This window comes from Caldivirga maquilingensis IC-167 (assembly GCF_000018305.1).
Classification (GTDB): domain Archaea; phylum Thermoproteota; class Thermoprotei; order Thermoproteales; family Thermocladiaceae; genus Caldivirga; species Caldivirga maquilingensis.
This window is the reverse complement of record NC_009954.1, coordinates 504,786-524,405: the sequence shown is the minus strand read 5'-3', so window position 1 is coordinate 524,405 and position 19,620 is coordinate 504,786. Positions and strand designations below refer to the sequence as shown.

The 19,620-nt window shown below is 44.9% G+C and carries 22 protein-coding genes and 1 tRNA gene; 14 read left to right on the top strand and 9 right to left on the bottom strand.

Annotation, left to right across the window (positions count from 1 at the left end):
* Window positions 1-17: 17 nt before the first annotated feature.
* From CMAQ_RS02485 to CMAQ_RS02475, 3 genes are read right to left on the bottom strand one after another with little or no spacing between them, the layout of a single operon-like run.
* Entirely contained in the window at window positions 18-1,211 is a 1,194-nt protein-coding gene (locus CMAQ_RS02485) for an NAD(P)/FAD-dependent oxidoreductase (RefSeq protein WP_012185551.1), read from the bottom strand.
* A gap of 6 nt (window positions 1,212-1,217) precedes the next feature.
* The gene (locus CMAQ_RS02480; RefSeq protein ID WP_012185550.1) at window positions 1,218-1,460 is read right to left on the bottom strand and encodes a sulfurtransferase TusA family protein; all 243 of its coding nucleotides are present in this window, start codon (window positions 1,458-1,460) and stop codon (window positions 1,218-1,220) included.
* A 9-nt stretch (window positions 1,461-1,469) separates the two neighbouring features.
* Window positions 1,470-1,862 (bottom strand): DsrE/DsrF/DrsH-like family protein, encoded by a 393-nt coding sequence (locus CMAQ_RS02475; protein WP_012185549.1) that lies wholly within the window; start codon window positions 1,860-1,862, stop codon window positions 1,470-1,472.
* Between the two features lie 301 nt (window positions 1,863-2,163).
* Here CMAQ_RS02475 and CMAQ_RS02470 point away from each other — a divergent pair.
* Together CMAQ_RS02470 and CMAQ_RS02465 are read left to right on the top strand one after the other, a co-directional pair.
* Window positions 2,164-2,240, top strand: a tRNA-Ala gene (locus tag CMAQ_RS02470).
* A 239-nt stretch (window positions 2,241-2,479) separates the two neighbouring features.
* A complete protein-coding gene (locus CMAQ_RS02465; protein WP_012185548.1) occupies window positions 2,480-3,340 on the top strand; it encodes a KaiC domain-containing protein in 861 nt (286 codons plus the stop codon).
* Window positions 3,341-3,384: 44 nt separating this feature from the next.
* Here the strand turns inward: CMAQ_RS02465 and CMAQ_RS02460 are convergent, their stop codons facing one another.
* Together CMAQ_RS02460 and CMAQ_RS02455 are read right to left on the bottom strand one after the other, a co-directional pair.
* Entirely contained in the window at window positions 3,385-3,819 is a 435-nt protein-coding gene (locus CMAQ_RS02460) for a helix-turn-helix domain-containing protein (protein WP_012185547.1), read from the bottom strand.
* A gap of 140 nt (window positions 3,820-3,959) precedes the next feature.
* On the bottom strand, window positions 3,960-4,760 hold the full coding sequence (locus CMAQ_RS02455) for a hypothetical protein (protein ID WP_012185546.1): 801 nt from the start codon (window positions 4,758-4,760) through the stop codon (window positions 3,960-3,962).
* A gap of 182 nt (window positions 4,761-4,942) precedes the next feature.
* On the opposite strand from CMAQ_RS02455, the gene tenA reads away from it, so the two are divergent.
* The 8 genes from tenA (at window position 4,943) to CMAQ_RS02415 (ending at window position 11,689) form a co-directional block, all read left to right on the top strand.
* Window positions 4,943-5,605, top strand: coding sequence for a thiaminase II (gene tenA / locus CMAQ_RS02450; protein ID WP_012185545.1), 663 nt, complete (start codon window positions 4,943-4,945; stop codon window positions 5,603-5,605).
* Between the two features lie 449 nt (window positions 5,606-6,054).
* Window positions 6,055-7,332: an FAD-dependent oxidoreductase gene (locus tag CMAQ_RS02445; protein WP_012185544.1), complete on the top strand. Its 1,278-nt coding sequence runs from the start codon at window positions 6,055-6,057 to the stop codon at window positions 7,330-7,332.
* Entirely contained in the window at window positions 7,329-7,625 is a 297-nt protein-coding gene (locus CMAQ_RS02440; RefSeq protein ID WP_012185543.1) for a ferredoxin family protein, read from the top strand. Before CMAQ_RS02445 ends, CMAQ_RS02440 begins: the two co-directional genes overlap by 4 nt.
* 6 nt (window positions 7,626-7,631) lie before the next feature.
* The gene (locus CMAQ_RS02435; protein WP_012185542.1) at window positions 7,632-8,498 is read left to right on the top strand and encodes an electron transfer flavoprotein subunit beta/FixA family protein; all 867 of its coding nucleotides are present in this window, start codon (window positions 7,632-7,634) and stop codon (window positions 8,496-8,498) included.
* Window positions 8,495-9,547 carry an electron transfer flavoprotein subunit alpha/FixB family protein gene (locus CMAQ_RS02430; RefSeq protein ID WP_012185541.1) on the top strand — a complete coding sequence of 351 codons (1,053 nt, stop codon included), beginning with the start codon at window positions 8,495-8,497 and terminating at the stop codon, window positions 9,545-9,547. Before CMAQ_RS02435 ends, CMAQ_RS02430 begins: the two co-directional genes overlap by 4 nt.
* A gap of 65 nt (window positions 9,548-9,612) precedes the next feature.
* Window positions 9,613-10,191: a ZPR1 zinc finger domain-containing protein gene (locus tag CMAQ_RS02425; RefSeq protein ID WP_012185540.1), complete on the top strand. Its 579-nt coding sequence runs from the start codon at window positions 9,613-9,615 to the stop codon at window positions 10,189-10,191.
* Window positions 10,188-11,057: a TatD family hydrolase gene (locus CMAQ_RS02420; protein WP_012185539.1), complete on the top strand. Its 870-nt coding sequence runs from the start codon at window positions 10,188-10,190 to the stop codon at window positions 11,055-11,057. The genes CMAQ_RS02425 and CMAQ_RS02420 overlap by 4 nt, the downstream gene beginning before the upstream one ends.
* A gap of 62 nt (window positions 11,058-11,119) precedes the next feature.
* Window positions 11,120-11,689 carry a translin family protein gene (locus CMAQ_RS02415; RefSeq protein ID WP_012185538.1) on the top strand — a complete coding sequence of 190 codons (570 nt, stop codon included), beginning with the start codon at window positions 11,120-11,122 and terminating at the stop codon, window positions 11,687-11,689.
* 64 nt (window positions 11,690-11,753) lie between these two features.
* Here the strand turns inward: CMAQ_RS02415 and CMAQ_RS02410 are convergent, their stop codons facing one another.
* Window positions 11,754-12,470 carry a TIGR00266 family protein gene (locus CMAQ_RS02410; RefSeq protein ID WP_012185537.1) on the bottom strand — a complete coding sequence of 239 codons (717 nt, stop codon included), beginning with the start codon at window positions 12,468-12,470 and terminating at the stop codon, window positions 11,754-11,756.
* Window positions 12,471-13,024: 554 nt separating this feature from the next.
* On the opposite strand from CMAQ_RS02410, the gene CMAQ_RS02405 reads away from it, so the two are divergent.
* The 4 genes from CMAQ_RS02405 (at window position 13,025) to CMAQ_RS02390 (ending at window position 17,490) form a co-directional block, all read left to right on the top strand.
* Window positions 13,025-14,038: an aldo/keto reductase gene (locus CMAQ_RS02405; RefSeq protein ID WP_012185536.1), complete on the top strand. Its 1,014-nt coding sequence runs from the start codon at window positions 13,025-13,027 to the stop codon at window positions 14,036-14,038.
* Between the two features lie 29 nt (window positions 14,039-14,067).
* Window positions 14,068-14,784 carry a cupin domain-containing carboxymuconolactone decarboxylase family protein gene (locus CMAQ_RS10765; RefSeq protein WP_012185535.1) on the top strand — a complete coding sequence of 239 codons (717 nt, stop codon included), beginning with the start codon at window positions 14,068-14,070 and terminating at the stop codon, window positions 14,782-14,784.
* A gap of 30 nt (window positions 14,785-14,814) precedes the next feature.
* Window positions 14,815-16,011: an MFS transporter gene (locus CMAQ_RS02395; protein WP_048062621.1), complete on the top strand. Its 1,197-nt coding sequence runs from the start codon at window positions 14,815-14,817 to the stop codon at window positions 16,009-16,011.
* A 444-nt stretch (window positions 16,012-16,455) separates the two neighbouring features.
* Entirely contained in the window at window positions 16,456-17,490 is a 1,035-nt protein-coding gene (locus CMAQ_RS02390) for a LamG domain-containing protein (RefSeq protein ID WP_012185533.1), read from the top strand.
* Here the strand turns inward: CMAQ_RS02390 and CMAQ_RS02385 are convergent.
* The 3 genes from CMAQ_RS02385 to CMAQ_RS02375 form a co-directional block, all read right to left on the bottom strand.
* A complete protein-coding gene (locus tag CMAQ_RS02385; RefSeq protein ID WP_012185532.1) occupies window positions 17,487-17,987 on the bottom strand; it encodes a vitamin K epoxide reductase family protein in 501 nt (166 codons plus the stop codon). The genes CMAQ_RS02390 and CMAQ_RS02385 overlap by 4 nt on opposite strands.
* A 118-nt stretch (window positions 17,988-18,105) precedes the next feature.
* Window positions 18,106-18,468, bottom strand: a complete 363-nt coding sequence (pth2, locus tag CMAQ_RS02380) for a peptidyl-tRNA hydrolase Pth2 (protein ID WP_012185531.1) — start codon at window positions 18,466-18,468, stop codon at window positions 18,106-18,108.
* Window positions 18,469-18,520: 52 nt separating this feature from the next.
* Window positions 18,521-19,564 carry a Gfo/Idh/MocA family protein gene (locus CMAQ_RS02375; protein ID WP_012185530.1) on the bottom strand — a complete coding sequence of 348 codons (1,044 nt, stop codon included), beginning with the start codon at window positions 19,562-19,564 and terminating at the stop codon, window positions 18,521-18,523.
* Window positions 19,565-19,620 lie beyond the last annotated feature (56 nt).

Below are 19,620 nucleotides of genomic sequence, written 5' to 3'. Positions count from 1 at the left end.
TAAACCATTCATGTCAATCACCTGAATAAACCAATTAACCTCTCAGGGGATGTGGCTTCAAAGTAAGCTTCCATTAATGGGTCCCATAATTCAGGGTACTTCAGCATACTCCAGTATGATGCAGCGAAGGTTAATTTAAGGAAGTGGTTAATTCTATTGGGCGGATACTTAACTACACCATGCTTACTATCACTTATCACGAAGGTTGCTAATCCATAACCCATGTCGAAGGGACAATGAGTCCTACCTGTGTTGCAGGCATCCTCACCGGTGAGTATCTTAGCCACAACGGTGGCCTGCAGGTGGGCTGTTACACCAGTCTTAGCCACTGGTAATGCTGACGCATCCCCTATTACGAAGGCATCATCAAAGCCCTTAATCCTATTGGTGGCGTTATCAGCCAGTACGAATCCATCCTGGTCAAGCACATTATCTGGGTTATACTTTATGCCCACACCAACGTGGGGTGGTATTACTATGGCTGCATTAAACTTAAGCTCCTCACCCTCAAGGGAGTAGGCTACACCATCCTTAGCGTCAACGTGATCTAGGGTGAAGAAGGTAACAGTCTCAATACCCCTCTCCTTAAGTATGGGTTCCACCACCTCATTCATTGGTTCAGCTGGGTATGGCCTTGGGTATGATGTTGCGTAAACCAAGTTAACCCTATCCCTAACCCCCCTTCTCCTGAGGAGTTCATCAGCTAAAAGAACCCCCTCAAGTGGGCTTGGAGGGCACCTGTAGCGTTCGTAGGATAGTATGAAGGCTAACGTACCCTCATTAATACTGTTCACAGTCCTCCACACTCTCCATGCGTTCTCCTCACTACTATGGTAGTCACCGTAGAGTTCAGTTAACTGGTCTAATCCAGGTACCTTAGAGTAATCCACCGTTGCCCCAGTGGCCACTACTAGGTAATCGTAACTCAGTCTCTTACCATTATCCAACTCAACGTACCTATCATTAAGGTTAATTAACCTGGCTCCCGACTGAATGAAGTTAACCCAAGGCTTAATAAGATCCCTAATCTCCCTCTTAATATTCCTCCTAGATCCCTTAAAGGCAATGTAGAGTAGCCAGGGTAGGAAGTAATTGTAGGGTTGCTTATCAATAACAGTAACCTCAAACTCATCCTTAGGTAGCCTATTAGCCAACACTAATCCACCAGTCCCCCCACCAATAATGATAACTCTTCTTCTACCATCACTCACGCCTACTCACCTCTTGGCCGTAACCTTAACTACGGCGATTATCTTATCCTGCTCCTTCCTAAGCTCCACAAGCTGATTACCAGTCCTATTAATCCAAGCCTTCAAGTCAGGTTCGAAGCCTGGGTCAGTGGCCCAGACCTCTATTAAGTCACCATTCTTAGCGTTCCTATAAGCCTTAATCAACTCCGTTATTGGGCCTGGGCATGCAATGCCCCTTGCATCCACGGTTATTTTACCACCCTGAGCCATGTGGATCACCTATATGAAGAGTATTTGCCCACCCTTAGCAGTCTCAAGGAATGTTGTTACACCAACCACATCATCAACAATACTTGGGTCAAAGTCCTCCTTCTTAAGCCCCATGGCCTCAGCCATCATTGAGCATGCGTAAACCTTAACACTACCCAACTGCTTACCCTGCTTAACCATCTCAACCCAACTCGGTGCCTTAATCCTAGCCATACCCTGCTGCAGGGCAGGCACCATTTGCTCAAACTCCTTAGGCCAAGTGGGTTGTGTCGGCTTCCTAAGGACCTTCATTAGGGCCCAACCGGTTATGAATATGTTAACCTCGTAACCCAGGGCTGCGGCGGCCTGGGTTATTACGCCAACTGGTATTAACCTATCATCTGTACCCGAGAAGACAATCATACTTATTCTTTCACCTCCCATACTGGTCAAATGTGAAATAGAGTTACAGTATAGAAAGGTAACTATTGTAAAGCAAATATGGGGATTAATGATGGAAAAGCTTATTAAGCTCACTCTCGTGAAATACTGTTTACGTAATTAACTTGTAATCAGACCTGCAGGATTAGATCATTAACTCACCCGGTGGTTCAACTCATCACTGTTTAACTTAAACAGTCAAGTATTTTAACATTACCATAATTCAGTGCAGTGAGAATGATAAATAGGCTTAAAAAGGGAGGGGTATTCAGCTTAGGTGACTGGGCCGGTAGTCTAGCCTGGAAGGATGCCCGCTTGGCATGCGGGAGATCCCGGGTTCAAGTCCCGGCCGGTCCACCAAGTAATGATTTAATCAACGTGGTTGGGTTCTTTACTTACCGGTACCCTTTACTCCTCCTTACTCTCTTCCTGTACTTAGGCTTCCCCCACAATACCGTGTTATGCTAAGTAAGGTTGATTAAGGTTTAATTCATCAGTTCCCCTAAAACACCCTCACTTATTCGGTGACGGGGTTGTTCATCACTTATTGCTGTTTAATGTTGTTAAGTTTTTAAGGATTTTAGTTTACTCTTTAAGTAATGACAATACCTAGGGTTAGGTCCTATATACCGGGCCTTGATGAAGTGCTTTACGGTGGTGTTCCGGAGAGGAGTGTTGTACTTATTTCAGGTGGCCCTGGTACAGGTAAGTCCATTCTAGGTAAGCAATTCCTATTCAATGGGTTAACTAGGGGTGAGGGGGCTGTTTTCGTTACCCTTGAGGAGCATCCTGTGGCTGTTAGGAGGAGTTTTAGGCATTTTAACTGGGATGTATCTAAGTTTGAGAGGGAGGGTAAGTTCGCTATCATTGACGCCTTCACTACGGGTATTGGTTCAGCGTCCCAGAGGGAGAGGTATGTGGTTAAGGATATTGATAACGTCCATGAGTTAATCGACGTACTTAGGCAAGCCATAAAGGATACAGGGGCCAGGAGGATAACAGTTGACTCAGTGAGTACACTCTACCTAACTAAGCCGTCAATAGCCAGGTCAACTGTGATGCTTCTTAAGAGGGTTATCGCCGGCTTAGGTACTACGGCGTTCTTCATAAGCCAGGTATCAGTTGGGGAGAGGGGCTTCGGTGGACCTGGTGTTGAGCATGCTGTTGACGGTATAATTAGACTTGACTTAGATGAGGTTGATGGTAAACTCTACAGGTCGCTTATAGTTTGGAAAATGAGGGACACTAAGATATCCATGGTTAGGCACCCAATGGACATAACTGATGAAGGCATTGTGGTTCACTGGGATAAGTACCTTAAGTTAACCGCAACCTCAGCGGAGACTCAACCATTAAGTAAGGAGGAGGTTGAGGAGATGAGGAGGGCTGTGGAGGAGGCTGAGAAGGCCAGTAAGGAGGTTAAGCCAACCCGCGGTGTTGAGGAGGAAGAGGAGGATTAAGACCTGCTTAGTTTTTAATTAAAAATAAAAATAACTAATCCCCATCATGAACTTAATTCGCTTAAGGCTTCATTAAGAAGACTCCTAACCCTCTCCACCTTCTCCCTCAGCCTACTTAACTCCTGCATTGATGTTGCGGCTATTTCAGGTGGTAAATCCACCTTAAAGCCCTCCTTGGAAAGCCTCTCATAGGCCTTCAGGACTAATTGACCGGCCTTAGTCTCACCCTTAATGTGCTTCCTAATAGTAGCCTCAGTAACACCGATCTCATCAGCTATCTGGGAGGCGGGCATACCAGCCTTCTCCCTGGCGAAGGCGGCTGCAGCCGTGTATAGGCTGTCAACCCAGGTTAACCTCTCATGGGGGTTCTTTAAGGCTTCAAGGGTCTCCTGGGAGAATAACACCATGGCCAGTAGGGCGCTTTCAAGTTTCCTAATATCCTCCTTACCAAGGGGTTTAAGGGGTATTGACTCAGACATAGTATGAGTATCTGCTTAACCATATTTAAAGCATACTCCATAGAATAATTGATGTTTAATTATGACTAATGAAGTAGATTCTCAATCTTCATGAACCAATAAATATAATGATTTTAATTCAAATACGGTAAAGACGTTGCTTACGTTAACGCTTTCTTAGCCATTGCATAGGCTAATGGCGCAACCACTATTGCAAAGGCAATTGCTAAACCCCAGGCCAATGCGTAGAGGACTTGAGTAACATTGGGGAAGGGTTGAACAATTATGGCTATTGCCACGAGTATTATCACCGCGTAAAGCACCAGCTTCCCGTAATCCAGCATCCCGCTCATTTCAGGGTGAGCCTTGGAAATGTCTGAAACAGCCTTATTAACAATACTTATGCCCGCATAAAGAACCACCGAGCCTATTATTATGTCGTAGAATAAGTATGGATTAATTGCAGTAATCCAGTGGAATATAGCCCACGTCACTGCAATGGTTATTAACACTGCGTAGAGCCCGAACCTGAGAATATTCATTACTAGGCTTATGTACTCCTCAGCCCCAACCCTCCTCTGAATATAGAGGGTTAAGGCGTCGACAAGAAGTAGGCCTAGGGTTAGGAGTATTATTAGGCCTGCTAGGTACGGTAAGTAATCAGCAATCATCGTGACGTAGGTTGAAGCCATACCCAGGTAGGGTGTTATGTAGGTTAAGGCTATTGCAATGGATATTAACATTATTGTTGCCTCAACCCCACCTATGGATGTGTTAACCATATCCATGCTTAAACCAATCTGCTTAGCTAATCCAGGTAGTAGTCTCCTAAGTATTACTGCGGCTATGAGGGCTATAATGTACCCAACTATTACAGTGACTACGAAGTATATTACCGCCCACACTACCGCAGGTATTGGGTCACCGGCCAATAAGGCGTATGCTATTAAGGGATTAATCACATAAATAGCTCAATTTAGGTATTTTTAAGTATTGTCTCATAGTTAGTATAATTTTAATTATATATAATGTACTTGAAAATTCAAAGCCTAAAATTAATGATACTTTAATTAATGCATAACTAACCCCTTAAGTACGCGGCCCAGCAATAACACTTTTATAGGCAACCTAATACTTCCTAATAATGACTAAGTTAAGTGAAGTCCTCTGGTCAAGTATTAGGGATGTCTATGACGCAATAATTAAGCACCCATTCATTAGGGGTTTAGCTGATGGTTCATTAAGTGAGGATATGTTCAAGTACTACATTATCCAAGACCACATGTATCTTGGGGAGTACATTAAGGCGTTGTCAATAATAGCCGCCAAGGCACCTAGGATTGAGGAGGCTCAATTATTCCTAAGACACTCAATAGGTGCCATTGAGGTTGAGAGGAGGCTTCATGAACACTACATGAGGATATGGAACCTTAACCCAGCGGAGTACGTAATGTCACCCACTAATAGGGCGTACACAAGCTTCCTCATAACTGAAGCCTACTCTAAACCCTACTACGAGGCCATTGCGGCAGTGTTACCATGCTACTGGATTTACGAGAAGGTTGGGGTTGAGTTATCTAAGCATGAGGTTAGTAATGAGAATTACAGGCTATGGGTCTCAACGTACAGTGGGGAGGAGTATAGGGCATCCGTTAGGGAGGTATTGAGTATAGTAGACTCAATGAACGTTACTGAGAGTCAATTAAATGACATGATTAAGGCATTCAGACTAGCCTCAATATACGAGTACATGTTCTGGGACAGTGCCTACAGGATGGAGAAGTGGCCAATAAACCCAAACCCCTAATCAATTAGGACGTGAAACAATGGAACCAAGACCTTTAAAATCAACATGAATGTGAATTAATGTTAATTTACGCATTATCTTACATTGCCTTAACTCTTAATGATTTTTAAGGTAATTAAACATAGGATAATGAGTAAGGTAACATTACCCTACATTAGCTAGCCTAGTATTTAAAGTACCCGCAATTAAATGATGCATCATGGTGTAGATAATGTAGATTATTGGGTTAATTAAGCATGTTGCGATTAAGGTTACTGAATACGTAATCATGCAGGGTCTTAATAAATATTAAGGGGTGTTTGACTGGTTTTTAACCAGTATTGCCATTGCCTCCGGCTTATGGTACTTGATTAGAGGTTTACTTGTTTTAGTTTAAGCGAATTCATATTAGTCAAATGTTGATTTTGTTATAAATAATGCTTAATAACAACCAGTGATGAGGGGTCATTGTGAGTCAAAGGTTTGACGTCATAGTTGTGGGCGCCGGGCCAGGTGGATTAACGGCTGCCCAGAGGTTGGCCTCAGGGGGATTTAAGGTTCTAGTGGTTGAGAGGGGTCGTAGGCCTGGGAGTAAGAACGTCTACGGTGGTAGAATATACGCCCACGTCCTCGATAAACTCTACCCAGAGTACGTTAAGGAGGCTCCAGTGGAGCGTTGGGTTAGGAAGGAGCGCTTAACAATGCTGACTAAGGATAGTGGGGTAACTGTTGAGTTTGAGACTAAGGCCACTGAGCATAAGTCCTTCACAGCATACCTATCCAGCTTCACTGAGTGGCTGGATAGGAAGGCTGAGGCCGCTGGGGCACTTGTGGTTACTGAAACCCCTGTGGATAGTTTAATCACTAAGGATGGTAAGGTCATTGGTATTAGGTCCGGGAGCGATGAGGTCTACGGTGACGTAGTTATTGTGGCTGAGGGCATTAATAGGCTTGTCCTAGAATCAAGCGGCCTAGCCCCGAAGCTTCAACCAAGCGTGGTTGGACTTGGGGTTAAGGAGGTTATTAAGTTGAGTAGGGGTGAGATTAATGAGAGGTTTAACCTAGATGAGGATGAGGGCCTAGCCTGGGCCCTGGCAGGGTACCCAACCCACTACGTACCCGGTGGAGCATTCCTATACACTAATAAGGATGCGGTAACACTGGGTATTGTTGTTTACCTTGAGCATGGTAATAAACTTGACGTGCCTGTTTACGACCTAATAGAGGAGTTTAGGCTACACCCATTCATAAGTAGGCTACTTAAGGGTGGTCAATTACTGGAGTACTCAGCGCACTTAACGCCCATAGCAGGCTTAAAGGCGATGCCGCCTAGGCTATACGGTAACGGTTACCTAGTGGTCGGTGATGCCGCAGGCTTCCTGCTTCATCTGGGTGTTTTAATTAGGGGTGTTGACTTCGCAATGGAGAGTGGTAGACTTGCCGCTGAGGCGGTTATTAAGGCTCATGACCAGGGTAAATATGATGAGGAGGCCCTATCCGTTTACCAGCAGTTGCTTAATGAAAGTTTCGTACTCAGGGAGTTCAACACTTTTAAGAATGCCCACAAGGTCTTAAATAACCCCAGATTGTACAGTGACTACGTTATGCTCGCTAACGCATTCATGAGCAGGTACTTTGATGTTGATGGGACACCTAGGAGGATTTGGGACACTTTCATGAAGGCTAAGGGTAATTTAACCCTAGTTGACTTAACTAAGGACGCCTTAAGCCTGGTGATGAACCTATGAGTATGGATAATAGGAGAATACCCATTGAGGAGAGGCTTAACTCAAACGCCTGGGATGTTAGCCAGAGGCCGCATATTAGGATAATTGACCCTGATAAGTGCCGTAAATGCGAGGCAAAGCCCTGCACCCACCTATGTCCAGCAAGGTGCTACACCTTATCACCAGATGGAACAGTGCTCTTCTCACATGAAGGCTGCCTGGAGTGTGGGACCTGTAGGATTGTTTGCCCACATAATGCAATTGAGTGGACTTACCCGAGGAGTGGTTACGGTGTTCAGTACAGGTTTGGGTGATGATTCATGGGCGCCACTGTTATAAGTTCAGCAAATGCGGGCTTAACCATGGGTAAGGAGTTAACAATTATTGTGCCCGTTAAGGCGGCTGTACCCAATATAACGGCTGTTAGGCTTGATCCAGTCACCCATAATTTAGTTAGGGAGGGTGTCCCACTGATGCTTAACCCCTATGATAGGAACGCCCTTGAATTCGCCCTTAGGCTTAAGGACAAGTACGGTGGGAGAGTCGTAACATTATCCATGGCTCCACCCAGCGGTAAGGATTTCCTTGAATCCACAATAGGCATGGGTGCTGATGAGGCGTACTTAATAACAGACAGGGTCTTCGCTGGGGCAGATACCTTAGCCACATCCTACACAGTGGCCATGACTGTTAAGAAATTCTTCCCAAGCTTCAACCTAATAGTCATGGGTGAGGAGACCACGGACTCTACAACAGCCCACATGCCTGCCCAAGTGGCCTCGTGGCTTAACCTACCTTACCTATACTACGTTGTTGACGGTGAAGTTAACCTGGAGAAGGGGACCATTAGGTTAACCCGTTACCTTGAGGATGAGGGAGTCTACGAGGAATATGAGTACAATATGCCAGTTATAATCAGCGTCTACAAGGACAGTAACCCACCCAGGGACATTAGCTTAAGCCGTAAGATTCAGGCTAAGTTAAGCAACCTAGTTAAGTCGGTGACTAATAATGAGCTTAAGCTTGATCCATTTTGCGTTGGTTTAAGGGGCTCACCAACAATAGTGGCTAAGATTGAAGACGCTAAGCCAATACCTAGGAAGAAGCAGATATTCAAGGGTGATCCAAGGGAGGCGGCTAAGTGGCTTATTGAGAACTTAACCAAGGAGGGGGTGATTAGGCTATGAGTAGTGCAAGAATATGCCCAGAGTGGCCTCAGGTAAATAAGAGTGAGTATAAGGGTATTTGGGTTTACATTGAGCATCAGAATGGTGTAATAAAGGACGGTAGCCTCCAGTTGATTGGTAAGGCTAGGGAATTAGCCGCGAAGATTAATGTGGATGTCTCAGCAGTAATGATTGGACATAACCTAGGGGATTTGGTTAAGGAACCAATATACTATGGGGCGGATAGGGTTATTTACATTGATGATGAGGCCCTATCAGTCTACATACCTCACCTCTACGCCTCAGTAATAGTTAACCTTGTTAATAAGTATAAGCCTGAGGTGGTTTTATTCGCAGCAACAAAGAGGGGGAGGGAGTTAGCCCCATACGTTGCTAACACCCTTAGAGCCGGTATAACCGCTGACTGCACTGACTTAGACATTGACGTTAAGACGAGGGATCTTGATCAAGTTAGGCCAACATATGGAGGCAATATACTAGCCCACATTAGGACACCCAACAGGAGGCCTCAATTAGCGAGCGTTAGGCCTAACGTATTCCCAACACCACCAAGGGACACTAACCGTAAGGGTGAGGTTATTAGGGAGTCCCTGGATAAATTACCTAAGCCCAATGGTTCATTACTGGGTGTTAAACCAGTAATTAAGGGGGATAGTGACTTACCACCAGTGGAGAAGGCTGACCTAGTGGTTGTGGCTGGGAGGGGTGTGGCTGGGCCTGAGGGTGTTAAGCTGCTTATTGAGTTGGCTAAGGCCCTTGGAGGCACTATTGGCGGTAGTAAGAAGGTTACTGATGCTGGTTGGTTACCTGCTGATAGGCAGATTGGGCAAACCGGTAAGACGATTAGGCCCACTGTGTATATTGGTGTTGGTGTCAGTGGGGCTATTCAGCACATTTTCGGTATGAAGGAGTCTAAGATAATAGTCGCCATTAACAGTGACCCCAATGCCCCAATCTTCGAGTACGCTGACTACGGCATAGTTGGTGATTATAGGCAGGTGGTTCAGGCATTGCTTGAGACCTTAAGTTCAATGAGGAAGACTAATTGAAGGATTAATCCTCAAAGCGAATCAACGCTTAAGGTTTATTTACTTAATCACCTTTAAAGGGATTCATGGAGAGTTTAGAGGGTTTAAGCAGTTATGCTGAGGGAGTCTATGAGGTTACGGATAAGTGCCCAGTCTGCGGTAATAGGACACTAACCATTAGGGGTGTGGTTTATAATACGCCCTACTTCGGTAGGCTCCTCCTGGAGGTGATGAATTGCTCAACCTGCGGTTTCAGGTACATGGACATTACTTACCTTGACAGTAAGGGGCCTGTTAAATTAACATACAGGGTTACGGATAGGGTTGATGTTGAGAGGACTTGGGTAATTAGGTCAGCTGAGGCTAAGGTCTACTCCCCCGACCTAGGCTTCACACTGGCTCCAGGATCAGCGGGTGAGGCCATGATAACGCCCCTGGAGGGCCTAATATATAGGTTAATACAGTATGCTGAAGCCATGCGTGGGCTTGAGGGGGAGGCTGAGGCAAGGAGGCTGGCATTCATTAGGGAGGCTAATGAGGCCCTTAATGGGTTCAGGGAATTCACATTAATCATAGAGGACCCTACTGGAAACAGCATAATTAAGCCACCACCGGGTAGGGAGGGTAGGCTTAAGGAGGATAGGCTTGAGGTGCCTCAGGGATGAGTAAGGCATTACCAATAGCTGATAACCACACCCACGTTAACCCGGTTAAGGGTCTTGGACCAAGGGAAGTGGCTAGGAGGTTTAAGAGAACTGGGGGTTGGTTCATGGGTGTTGTAGCCCTATTAACCTGGGACCTAGGCTTAAACCCAGGTGACTTGAGTAATGTTGATAAAATGTATAGGTTAACCATTGAGTCAACTAAGATTATTCAAGGGGAGGGAGTTAAGGCAGTTGCCGTAGTTGGCGTGCACCCAGCTGAGTGCGTTAAGTTGCTTGAATCAGGTTGGGGCTTCAGTGAAGTTAAGGAATTCATGATTAAGACAATTGACTTAGCTGCACAGTACATTAGGAGGGGTGAGGCAGTGGGTATTGGGGAGATTGGTAGACCTCATTGGAGCGTTAATGAGGGTGTAGTTGACTTATGTAATGAGATCATTGAGTACGCCATGGGTACTGCAAGGGACCTCAACGCCATTATTCACCTACACCTTGAGAGGAAGGGTGAGGCCACTGTTAAGTCAATAGTGGAGTTGGCTAATAAGGCTGGGGTTAAGGATAAGGGGAGGATCATCCTCCACCACGCCTCACCAAGCATGGTTAAGCCAGCTGTGGATAATGAACTAAAACCCTCAATACCAGTGGGTAGGAGGGGTGAGTTTGAGGAGGCTGTTAAGTTAACTAAGGCCCTAGTGGTTGAGAGTGATTACGCTGATGACCCAAGGAGACCAGGTATGGTTATACCACCCTGGAGGATACTGAGTAGGATTAATAATGCCTTGAACCAAGGCCTATTGAGTGAAGATGATGCGTTTAGAATTATGGTTAATGAAATTGAGGAAACATATGGGGTTAAGTACGAGGGATGAGGCTCATTAAGTCAACGTTAAGCAACTTATATTAAGTAAGCCCCAGTGGCCCACTGGGAATCATGCTGCCTAATAGGGATTCCATTAAGGCTAAGTTAAGGGAGTATGAGGACGCCAGGGATAAGGTGATTAACACTGGCATTAGGTTAAATAGGTTATCTAAATCAGTAATATACTCGGTTATTAGGAATGATTGGGAGGCAGCGGACAAGTACTTAAATGACATGAGGAGGGAGTTAGAGTCATTAATGAGCTTAATTAAACAGTACCCATTCTACTACGATAAGGCTGCAGTAAGCTTCCAGGAGTACGCTGAGGCCTACATAATGTATGAGTTCAATAAGAATGGTAAAATACCCACCATTGAGGAGGTTGGGGTTGATGAATTAGCCTACTTAAACGGGTTAATGGAGTTCACGGGTGAATTATCGAGGAAGGCCACTGAGGAGTTGATTAGGGATAACTTGGACTACGCCCTTAAGGCTAAGGAAACCATGGAGGATATTTACCTAGACATGCTCTACATGGAGTTCAGGGACTTCGAAATGAGGAAGAAAGTCGACTACGTAGCTAACAACATTAATTGGTTAAACGAGAAAATATTCTACAAGACGCTAAACAAGGGGAGGTAAGGTAATTAAATAATTAAGGCATATATGTAATTCAGTGACCCGTTTTATGAGCAATTAACCCACATTACGTGAAGCCGAAGCGTACATTAGCCTCACCCTCCTTGTTACGGCAGCTGGCTGGGCAAGGCATGTCACGTGATAGCGCTGAGGCTAAGGCCGCTAGGCTAATGCTCCTAACCCAAACTCTACCAGGCCCCTTAATGTTAACGAAGAATAATCCCTCACCACCCAGTAGCATTGTCCTTAAGCCCCCAACCCTCCCAACCGTGTATTGCATTCCAGCATCAAAGGCCAGTAAGTGACCTGCCTCAATATTCAACTCCTCACTCTCATTAAGTTGAATCATGTGGACATGTCCAGTCCCATGAAGAAACACATTACCTAGACCAGTGAATTTAGCTAAGAAGAGGCCCTCACCACCAAACAACCCCACTGATAGACGCGTGAGGCTTGCATCATACTTAACGCTATTCTCAGCGAATAGGAATGAACCATGCTCAGCCATTATGGACTCCCCCTCATTAAGAGTCACTTGAGTAATCTTACCAGGCGTACTACCAGCGAAGGCAGCCTCACCTGGGCCAGTTAACTCAAGTACAAAGAATGATGCACCTGTTAAAGTCCTCTTCAAGCCGGCCAATATACCACCACTAGCCTTAGTGGTTAAACCCACGGCGGGGGTCTTATAAAGTAGGTGACTACCCTCACCATAAATGCTCTCCCCCTCACCCATAACTACCCTAACCAACTGTAAGTCATTACCAAGGATTGAATATTCCATGAGTAACTACTATTCACCACTTTATAAATTTAAGCTGAAACGGGGTTTATTTCAAGGAAAGTTAACAATAGGTGTAATTAATTACCATGAATTAACCATCACCTTACCATTTACACAGCATTAACTATAAGATCTATACCTTGATAACTGGGGTAGGGTAATGGATTTCAATAGGCATCATGCAGCAGCCCATGGAGTAGCTGCAGTGGTTCTACAATGCTAACATCCATTACTTTAGGCACTTAATGCACCGTAATCCCCAGTGTGCTTATTATTGCAAGCGCTCTATTCGAGTGAAGGCCCTTAGCCAGAGGTGAGCTTGAGTTCACACTTAGGTTAATTGAGGTTTAAGGTAAGGAGGTTGCAAGGGAAATTAACATAATGAACAAGGACTCGCGTAAGCTAATCAGTTAGCCAGAGGAAGACTAATCAAGGTGGTCTCAGTTAAATTAATAATAAAAGCAATGTTAATGATTAATGATTATTCATAACTCCTCCAGTAAATTATTGTAATTCTAGTAATGCTTATAAGTGAGCTAGCATAGTGGGTATGCATGGAGTATGTTAAGCTTGGTTGGTCTGGTCTTAAGGTTTCTAAAATAGCATTCGGTGCAATGTCCATCGGTGACCCCAACCTACAGAGTCATGGTAGCTCCAGTTGGGTTGCCGGTAGGGATCAAGCCCTTAAAGTCCTTAAGAGGGCTTGGGATTTAGGCATAAACTTCATTGATACTGCTAATGTTTATTCGAGGGGTAGGAGTGAGGAGATTGTTGGTGAATTGGTTAAGGGTATGAGGGAGGATGTGGTTATCGCCACTAAGGTTTTTGGGCAAATGGGTAATGGTCCTAATGCTAGGGGTTTGTCTAGGAAGCATATTATGTGGCAGGTTAGGGAGTCTTTGAGGAGGTTGAATACTGGTTACATTGATCTCTACCAGATTCATAGGTTTGATTACGATACACCCATTGAGGAGACTTTATCCACATTAACAGACCTAGTACACCAAGGATTAGTAAGGTACATTGGGGCATCAAGCATGTGGACATGGCAATTCGCAAAAATGATATACACAGCAGAAATGAAAGGATACGAGAAGTTCGTAAGTATGCAAAACGTCTACAATCTACTCTACAGGGAGGAGGAGAGGGAAATGATACCATTCTGCAAGGCTCATGGAATCGGTATAATACCATGGAGCCCAACTGCAGCTGGTATACTGTCAGGTAAGTACTATAAGGATGGTAAGATAATTGTGCCTGAAACCGAGACTAGGGTTAGGCCAGGTAGTGGTGATTATAGGATTTATGTGGAACCCCCTGAGAACGCTGAGATACTGAGGAGGGTTATTGAGGTTGCTAATAATAAGGGAGCGACTCCAACGCAAATAGCGTACGCATGGCTACTGCATAAGGGTGTTACAGCACCAATAATAGGAACCACTAAGCCGGAGCACGTGGAAGAAGCTGTGAATGCTATTAGTATTAAGTTAACTGACGATGAGGTAAAGTACCTTGAGGAACCATATAAGCCTAAGCCAGTACTTCACATACCTCCACCACCCATGTAGTAAACCCAGTTAACTAGATGGGGTTATTCATGATTATTAAACACAGTAGTTCCCAGGTATCGGAACAGGGTTCAGTGGAGTATTTTACTGGAAGCGCACACGTGTACCAGCTCATTGATGCGTTGAGGATTAACGTAACCATGGTTACCCTTGAGCCGGGTACTAGGACTGTTTGGCACATTCACCCTCTTGGCCAAGTCATTGTGATCATGCATGGGCGTGGTTTAGTGCAGCGTTGGGGTGAGTCAATTAGTGAGGTTAATCAAGGTGATGTTATTTGGGTTGAACCAGGGGAGAAGCATTGGCAGGGTGCAACCGTTAATTCACCGGTAAGCTACATTGAGGTTACTGAGCCACTTAATGGTAAGGTTGTTGAGTTAATGGAGAGGGTTAGTGATGAAGAGTATTCTAAACATGGGCCTACCACTGCGCAACGCCAAGTCACCCCCTTCTCAGACATAGCACCAGCCCTAGCCCACTACACTGACCATGTTCTCTTCGGTGATGTTTGGAATAGGCCCGGTCTTTCACCAAGGGATAGGAGCCTAGTAACTGTGGCTGCACTTGTGGCGTTGTATAGGGTTAATGAGTTACCGTTTCACTTAAGGAGGGCTATTGAGAATGGTGTAAGTAAAGATGAGTTAATTGAATTAATAACACACCTAGCCTTCTACTCAGGTTGGCCAACGGCAAGCACAGCATTATCAATAGCCAGGAAGGTTTTTGAGGAACTTGGGGTAAAGTAATGCATTTAATCAAGTACTTTATTGATATTAATGAGTGGTGTGTTAATGGTGGATAATAGGGGGTTCAATTACTTCATGGTTAATGTACTCTACAGCCTAGTAAGTGGATTAATATACCCATCATTCCCACTGTACTTAAGGATGAGTGGCCTCAATGTTGAATTCACAAGCTATGCGTTAACTTCAATGAATATTGCTGGTTTTGCATCATCAATAATGTGGGGTAGGGTGATTAATAGGCCTGAGAATAGGAGAATAGCCGTATTAATAGGTACCATTGGAGGTGGTTTAGGGTACTTAACGTTAGCCTACATTAAAGGCACATTAACAATAATAGCGGCACTGGTGGTGTTGAGTATTATTGCAGGTGGGATTTACCCAACAGTAATGACATTGATAAGCGAGACCGGTGGTGTTGAGCATATGGGTTACTTCTGGGCTGGTGGATCCATAGGTTACGCCATAACCACAAGCTTCGCTGGTTACGTTCTTGAGCACATGGGTATAAGGCCGCTATTCATAATATCAGCCATAATATACGTCTCCTCAGCGGCTATACTATTAAACATAGTTAACTACTCAACACACCGCAAACCCAGTGATCACGCTACTCCCCTGAATACTAACGATGAATCATTCACATTGAGTTTAAGTGCATTATACATTGTCTCAGTATTCATACTATTATTCATTGATGCAGTTAAGAACCTATACATGCCAATGTTCTACGTTTATGAGGCAAACGTTAATATGGCCTACGCAACTGCAACGCTAAGTGTTGAAGCCTTCCTTGAGGTTCCATTTATAGTAATGTTCGTTCAATTAATAAGGAGGAATAAGGCTGATTCATGGACTGCCCTAAGCCTAAGCCTAGCATTAGGGTCTCTTTACCTAGTTGCAAATGCACTATTGGTTAGGGGGACGTTATCGGCGTTTGCGGCGATGGCCTCGTATTCATTAGTTTGGGCATCATACAGTGTCTCAAGCTCAATGATTGCGCCACTAATAAGTAGGGGTAATAGGGGCCTAGCCTATGGAATATATAATTCAGTATTCCCATTAGCCAACATAATAGCCCCACTATGCATGGGCTATAGTATAGCATCACTTGGATATAGACTGAGCCTAATACTGTTATCCGCAGTGGCATTAGTAATTGCGTTGATAGCCTTCTTATCAAGACCATTACGCAGTAGGATTAATAAAGCGGTAGTTAATAGCCCATAGGATCCTTATGAAGACTTCAACACTAGGATGCATTCCACCCTAATGCATTTCCATTTAATACCTTTAACATGACCATGAAGTAATGAAGGTTACTCCTTCTACGGGCTAATTACGGTGAGCTCATAATTAAGCACGGTGATAGGGTTCCCACCTCAACATACTTCTGGTGGCGTTGGGAATGAACTAGTTAATACGCCTGAGAATAGTTTGGGCTTAGAAATTCACATGCGGCATTTGGTATTAACTTCATAATTAAGGGGCGTTCACTTTAAAAGGCTTAAGTTGATTAGGCCCCCTTAGAGTGATTAGGCTTGCAAGGCCTGATTAAGTGATGACCTGGGCTAAGATGATTAGCCTTAAGTAATCATGTAGATGCAGCCTCACCGTAGGTTGAACCAAGGCTATTTAACTCAATACTTAATAAGCACCAGTGAAGGATAATGCATGGTTAGTGAAACACTTAGGCCTTCCCCTGCAATAGAGGGTGGTGTAGACTCCCTATTCTACTGTTGGAGGAGGGTTCCATCCACTAGGCCTGGACTTGAGGAGGAGTTTCAGGCTTGTAAAGCCAGTGAGTATTGGAGGGTTAATTATGATGAGATTAAGTACACTGACTTCTCGCAGTCCGACTACTTCAAGCCTAAGGGTCTTCAAACGGTCTCCATGAGGTCCAGGGTCACGTTCACTTACGGTCACTTCACGCTAATGACCAAGTTACCTAGGGTTGAGGGTGGGCCAATGCTCTGGTTCGGCTTCGAGACCGATGACTTATTCGCTGGGGGTGCTGTGCATTACTGCTGGTTTTCAGGTAAAGGTGCATTAACTGCGAATATTGGTGGGATAACTAAGCTTGTTTCAATGGACTTAACCAGGTTTCTACCCCAGGATGTTTCAGAGAAGTATCACTGGTTCAGTATAGTGTACAGGAGGGGTTTGGCTTTATGGTACATTGACGGTAAACTCAGGGCATTAGCCTCAATAAGTAATGGTGATGTTAAGGATGGTGGGGTAGTTTACGATAAGCCACCCTACATTGCATCATGGATCACTGACGCACCCTCACCTCAATTGGCAGTACTCCTTGATATTGATGCTGCACCGCAGGTTGAGTTTCATTGGCAGGGCCTAAACCCATGGGGTTTAAGGGTATCCAACGGTGATGCCGAGGAACCCGTGAGGATTAGGCTCTATAGGGATGGTTCAGAGGAGACTTGGGCTGGTTTAACCGTTAACCCTGGGGTTGAATTACTCTCTCAGCCGTTACCTGGTATTGGCGAGAAGACACTTATCATGAATGCACCAGGTGGTGAATTAACCATAGAGTACTTCACTGAGGGTAATTGGGTTGAGGCCAGGAGTCAAGCATTGAGTAGTGGAACCACTGTATTAGGTATTAATGAGTACACCGCCTTAATTAGGTTTAGGTATAGGGCTAGGGAACCTGGTTCAATAAGGGCAGCCTCATTAACCCTGGTTTAATCCACCGCCGCCACTTTAGCCTTAGCCCTATGGTTAAAGTAGGCGTAGACTGTTACCACTATGAAGTCTGCTATAATCATTGAGTGCATTATAGTGCAGTATAGGCATAACGCGTGCAGTATGGCGAATTCAACGTAAAGTAGGTAAGGTATTATTGCTAGGCCAATGAACCTCCAGTACATTAAAACCCTGAAAAGCCTACTAGCCACCGCTTCTCCGCTCCTATCGTATGCTATGGCCATTACTATGTTTATTATAAACCAGAAAACAGCGAGTACATCAAGGGGTACATCAGCCACCTCCGCGTAGGGGCTTGAGAGAACCCTTATGCAGTTAACCGTAACCCCTGGGAATGGTGTGGATTCCCCATTCAGTGTACATAATGGGGGTGCATTGTGGATGTAGTAGTATGTGTATAACACTACCCCTGAGGAGAATACGCCAACCACTGAGAAGGCTATGAATAATCCAAGCCACTTAAGGGTTAACCTACCCATTGCACCAAAACCACTTAACTGGTTAAATAATTTTTCCTCAAGTTCACGCCGCCCTGGTTAATATGCCTTGAGTACTGTTTCACTGGTGTTAATTAATCATGGACTTAATGCCTTAGTCCTAATCCTTAAGTAACTTGAGGCTACCGGTCACCTTATTAACTAATTCCTCTGGCCCAGGTCCAATGGCTAATGCGGTCACAGTACCTGGTGGTAGTTCAGTTAAGCCTGCATCCTCAATTAAGGCTGTGGGTAGGCCTAGGGACTCTGCCTTAGCCTTAAGCCTAATTAAATCCTCAACACTATCCACCACTAGGACAATCTTCTTCTGACCCCCTGAAACCCAGGCATTAACCCAATCCCCCCTATTCCTCAACGCCTCAAGCACCGCGGAGACCGCTGCATGAGCCACTTGAACAGCCAACTTCCCCCTGCTCATCCTTAAATCCCCCCTAACCACTATGGATTGCTTAAACTCACTCATTATTTGAATAATTTAAGTTTAATTATTTAAATTAAACTTCACGGTTAACTCATTAATCGCTCAAAGGCTCCCACCTTTTACTCTTAAAGGACCTGTAGGCTGCATCAATTATCCTATTAACCTCAACACCATCATTAAAGTTCTCCCTCGGTAACTCACCCCTCTCAAAGGAGTCTATGAAGTGCCTAAGCTCATATAAGTAACCATATAGCTCAAATTCCCTCCAAATTGGGTAAAGCCAACCCCTAGCCACCTCAGCCTTCTCAACCACGTAACCAACCCTCTCCTCTGGGGCCGTGGTGAATACCCTTATCCCAGTCTCCCTGGTTACATCAACGAAGATTGCCCCCTCACTACCGTATATCTCATACCTCAGGTCCAAGCCACCGTGGGCTGCCCAACTATTCTCAGCCTGCCCCAACTCACCCCCATTATACTTAACTAGAACTATACTGTTATCCTCGGCCTTAGTCTTATCCCTGTGGACAAGCAAGTCACCCCAGCCTAAAACTTCACTTGCCTTACCGTTAATCAACTTCCTGGTAACCTCAATGGAGTGGCACCCCATGTCCAGTAAACTACCACCACCGGATAGGTCCTTGTCCCAGAACCACGGGCTATGGGGCCCGAAGTGGGCCTCCCTACTCCTAACCCAGAATACCTTACCAATAGCCCCATTCCTAACCATGTTCATAACCCTATCAATCTGGGGTATGAAGACCTGGTTCTCAGCATAGGCGTGGAGTACACCATACCTATTAACTGCGTTAAGCATCTCCTTAGCCTCAGTTAGGTTCCTACCCAGGGGCTTCTCAATAATTATGTTCTTCCTATTCTCAGCACATAATTGAACAGCCTTAAGGTGTAGGAAGTTGGGTAAAATAATATCAACAACATCCACCTCCTTATCACTGCACAGCTTCTCAATGAAGTCATCGCCAGTATAGTACTTTCCTATCCCCCACCTGCCAGCAAATTCAACGGCCCTACTCCTGGATGCAACTGCAACAACCTTAGCGTTGGGTATTTCGGCGTATGACTGCATGTGGAATTCAGCCGCGAAGCCTGAACCAAGTATCCCCACTTTAACAACCATGTTAATTACCTGGATTAACGGCTTTTAAGCATTATGCACCTAATCATATATTCATT

Coding starts and splice junctions, on each gene's coding strand:
- CMAQ_RS02480 (WP_012185550.1), bottom strand. CDS start 1,460: ATGGCTCAGGGTGGTAAAATAACCGTGGATGCAAGGGGCATTGCATGC.
- CMAQ_RS02475 (WP_012185549.1), bottom strand. CDS start 1,862: ATGATTGTCTTCTCGGGTACAGATGATAGGTTAATACCAGTTGGCGTA.
- CMAQ_RS02465 (WP_012185548.1), top strand. CDS start 2,480: ATGACAATACCTAGGGTTAGGTCCTATATACCGGGCCTTGATGAAGTG.
- CMAQ_RS02460 (WP_012185547.1), bottom strand. CDS start 3,819: ATGTCTGAGTCAATACCCCTTAAACCCCTTGGTAAGGAGGATATTAGG.
- tenA (WP_012185545.1), top strand. CDS start 4,943: ATGACTAAGTTAAGTGAAGTCCTCTGGTCAAGTATTAGGGATGTCTAT.
- CMAQ_RS02440 (WP_012185543.1), top strand. CDS start 7,329: ATGAGTATGGATAATAGGAGAATACCCATTGAGGAGAGGCTTAACTCA.
- CMAQ_RS02435 (WP_012185542.1), top strand. CDS start 7,632: ATGGGCGCCACTGTTATAAGTTCAGCAAATGCGGGCTTAACCATGGGT.
- CMAQ_RS02430 (WP_012185541.1), top strand. CDS start 8,495: ATGAGTAGTGCAAGAATATGCCCAGAGTGGCCTCAGGTAAATAAGAGT.
- CMAQ_RS02425 (WP_012185540.1), top strand. CDS start 9,613: ATGGAGAGTTTAGAGGGTTTAAGCAGTTATGCTGAGGGAGTCTATGAG.
- CMAQ_RS02420 (WP_012185539.1), top strand. CDS start 10,188: ATGAGTAAGGCATTACCAATAGCTGATAACCACACCCACGTTAACCCG.
- CMAQ_RS02415 (WP_012185538.1), top strand. CDS start 11,120: ATGCTGCCTAATAGGGATTCCATTAAGGCTAAGTTAAGGGAGTATGAG.
- CMAQ_RS02410 (WP_012185537.1), bottom strand. CDS start 12,470: ATGGAATATTCAATCCTTGGTAATGACTTACAGTTGGTTAGGGTAGTT.
- CMAQ_RS02405 (WP_012185536.1), top strand. CDS start 13,025: ATGGAGTATGTTAAGCTTGGTTGGTCTGGTCTTAAGGTTTCTAAAATA.
- CMAQ_RS10765 (WP_012185535.1), top strand. CDS start 14,068: ATGATTATTAAACACAGTAGTTCCCAGGTATCGGAACAGGGTTCAGTG.
- CMAQ_RS02395 (WP_048062621.1), top strand. CDS start 14,815: ATGAGTGGTGTGTTAATGGTGGATAATAGGGGGTTCAATTACTTCATG.
- CMAQ_RS02390 (WP_012185533.1), top strand. CDS start 16,456: ATGGTTAGTGAAACACTTAGGCCTTCCCCTGCAATAGAGGGTGGTGTA.
- CMAQ_RS02385 (WP_012185532.1), bottom strand. CDS start 17,987: ATGGGTAGGTTAACCCTTAAGTGGCTTGGATTATTCATAGCCTTCTCA.
- pth2 (WP_012185531.1), bottom strand. CDS start 18,468: ATGAGTGAGTTTAAGCAATCCATAGTGGTTAGGGGGGATTTAAGGATG.
- CMAQ_RS02375 (WP_012185530.1), bottom strand. CDS start 19,564: ATGGTTGTTAAAGTGGGGATACTTGGTTCAGGCTTCGCGGCTGAATTC.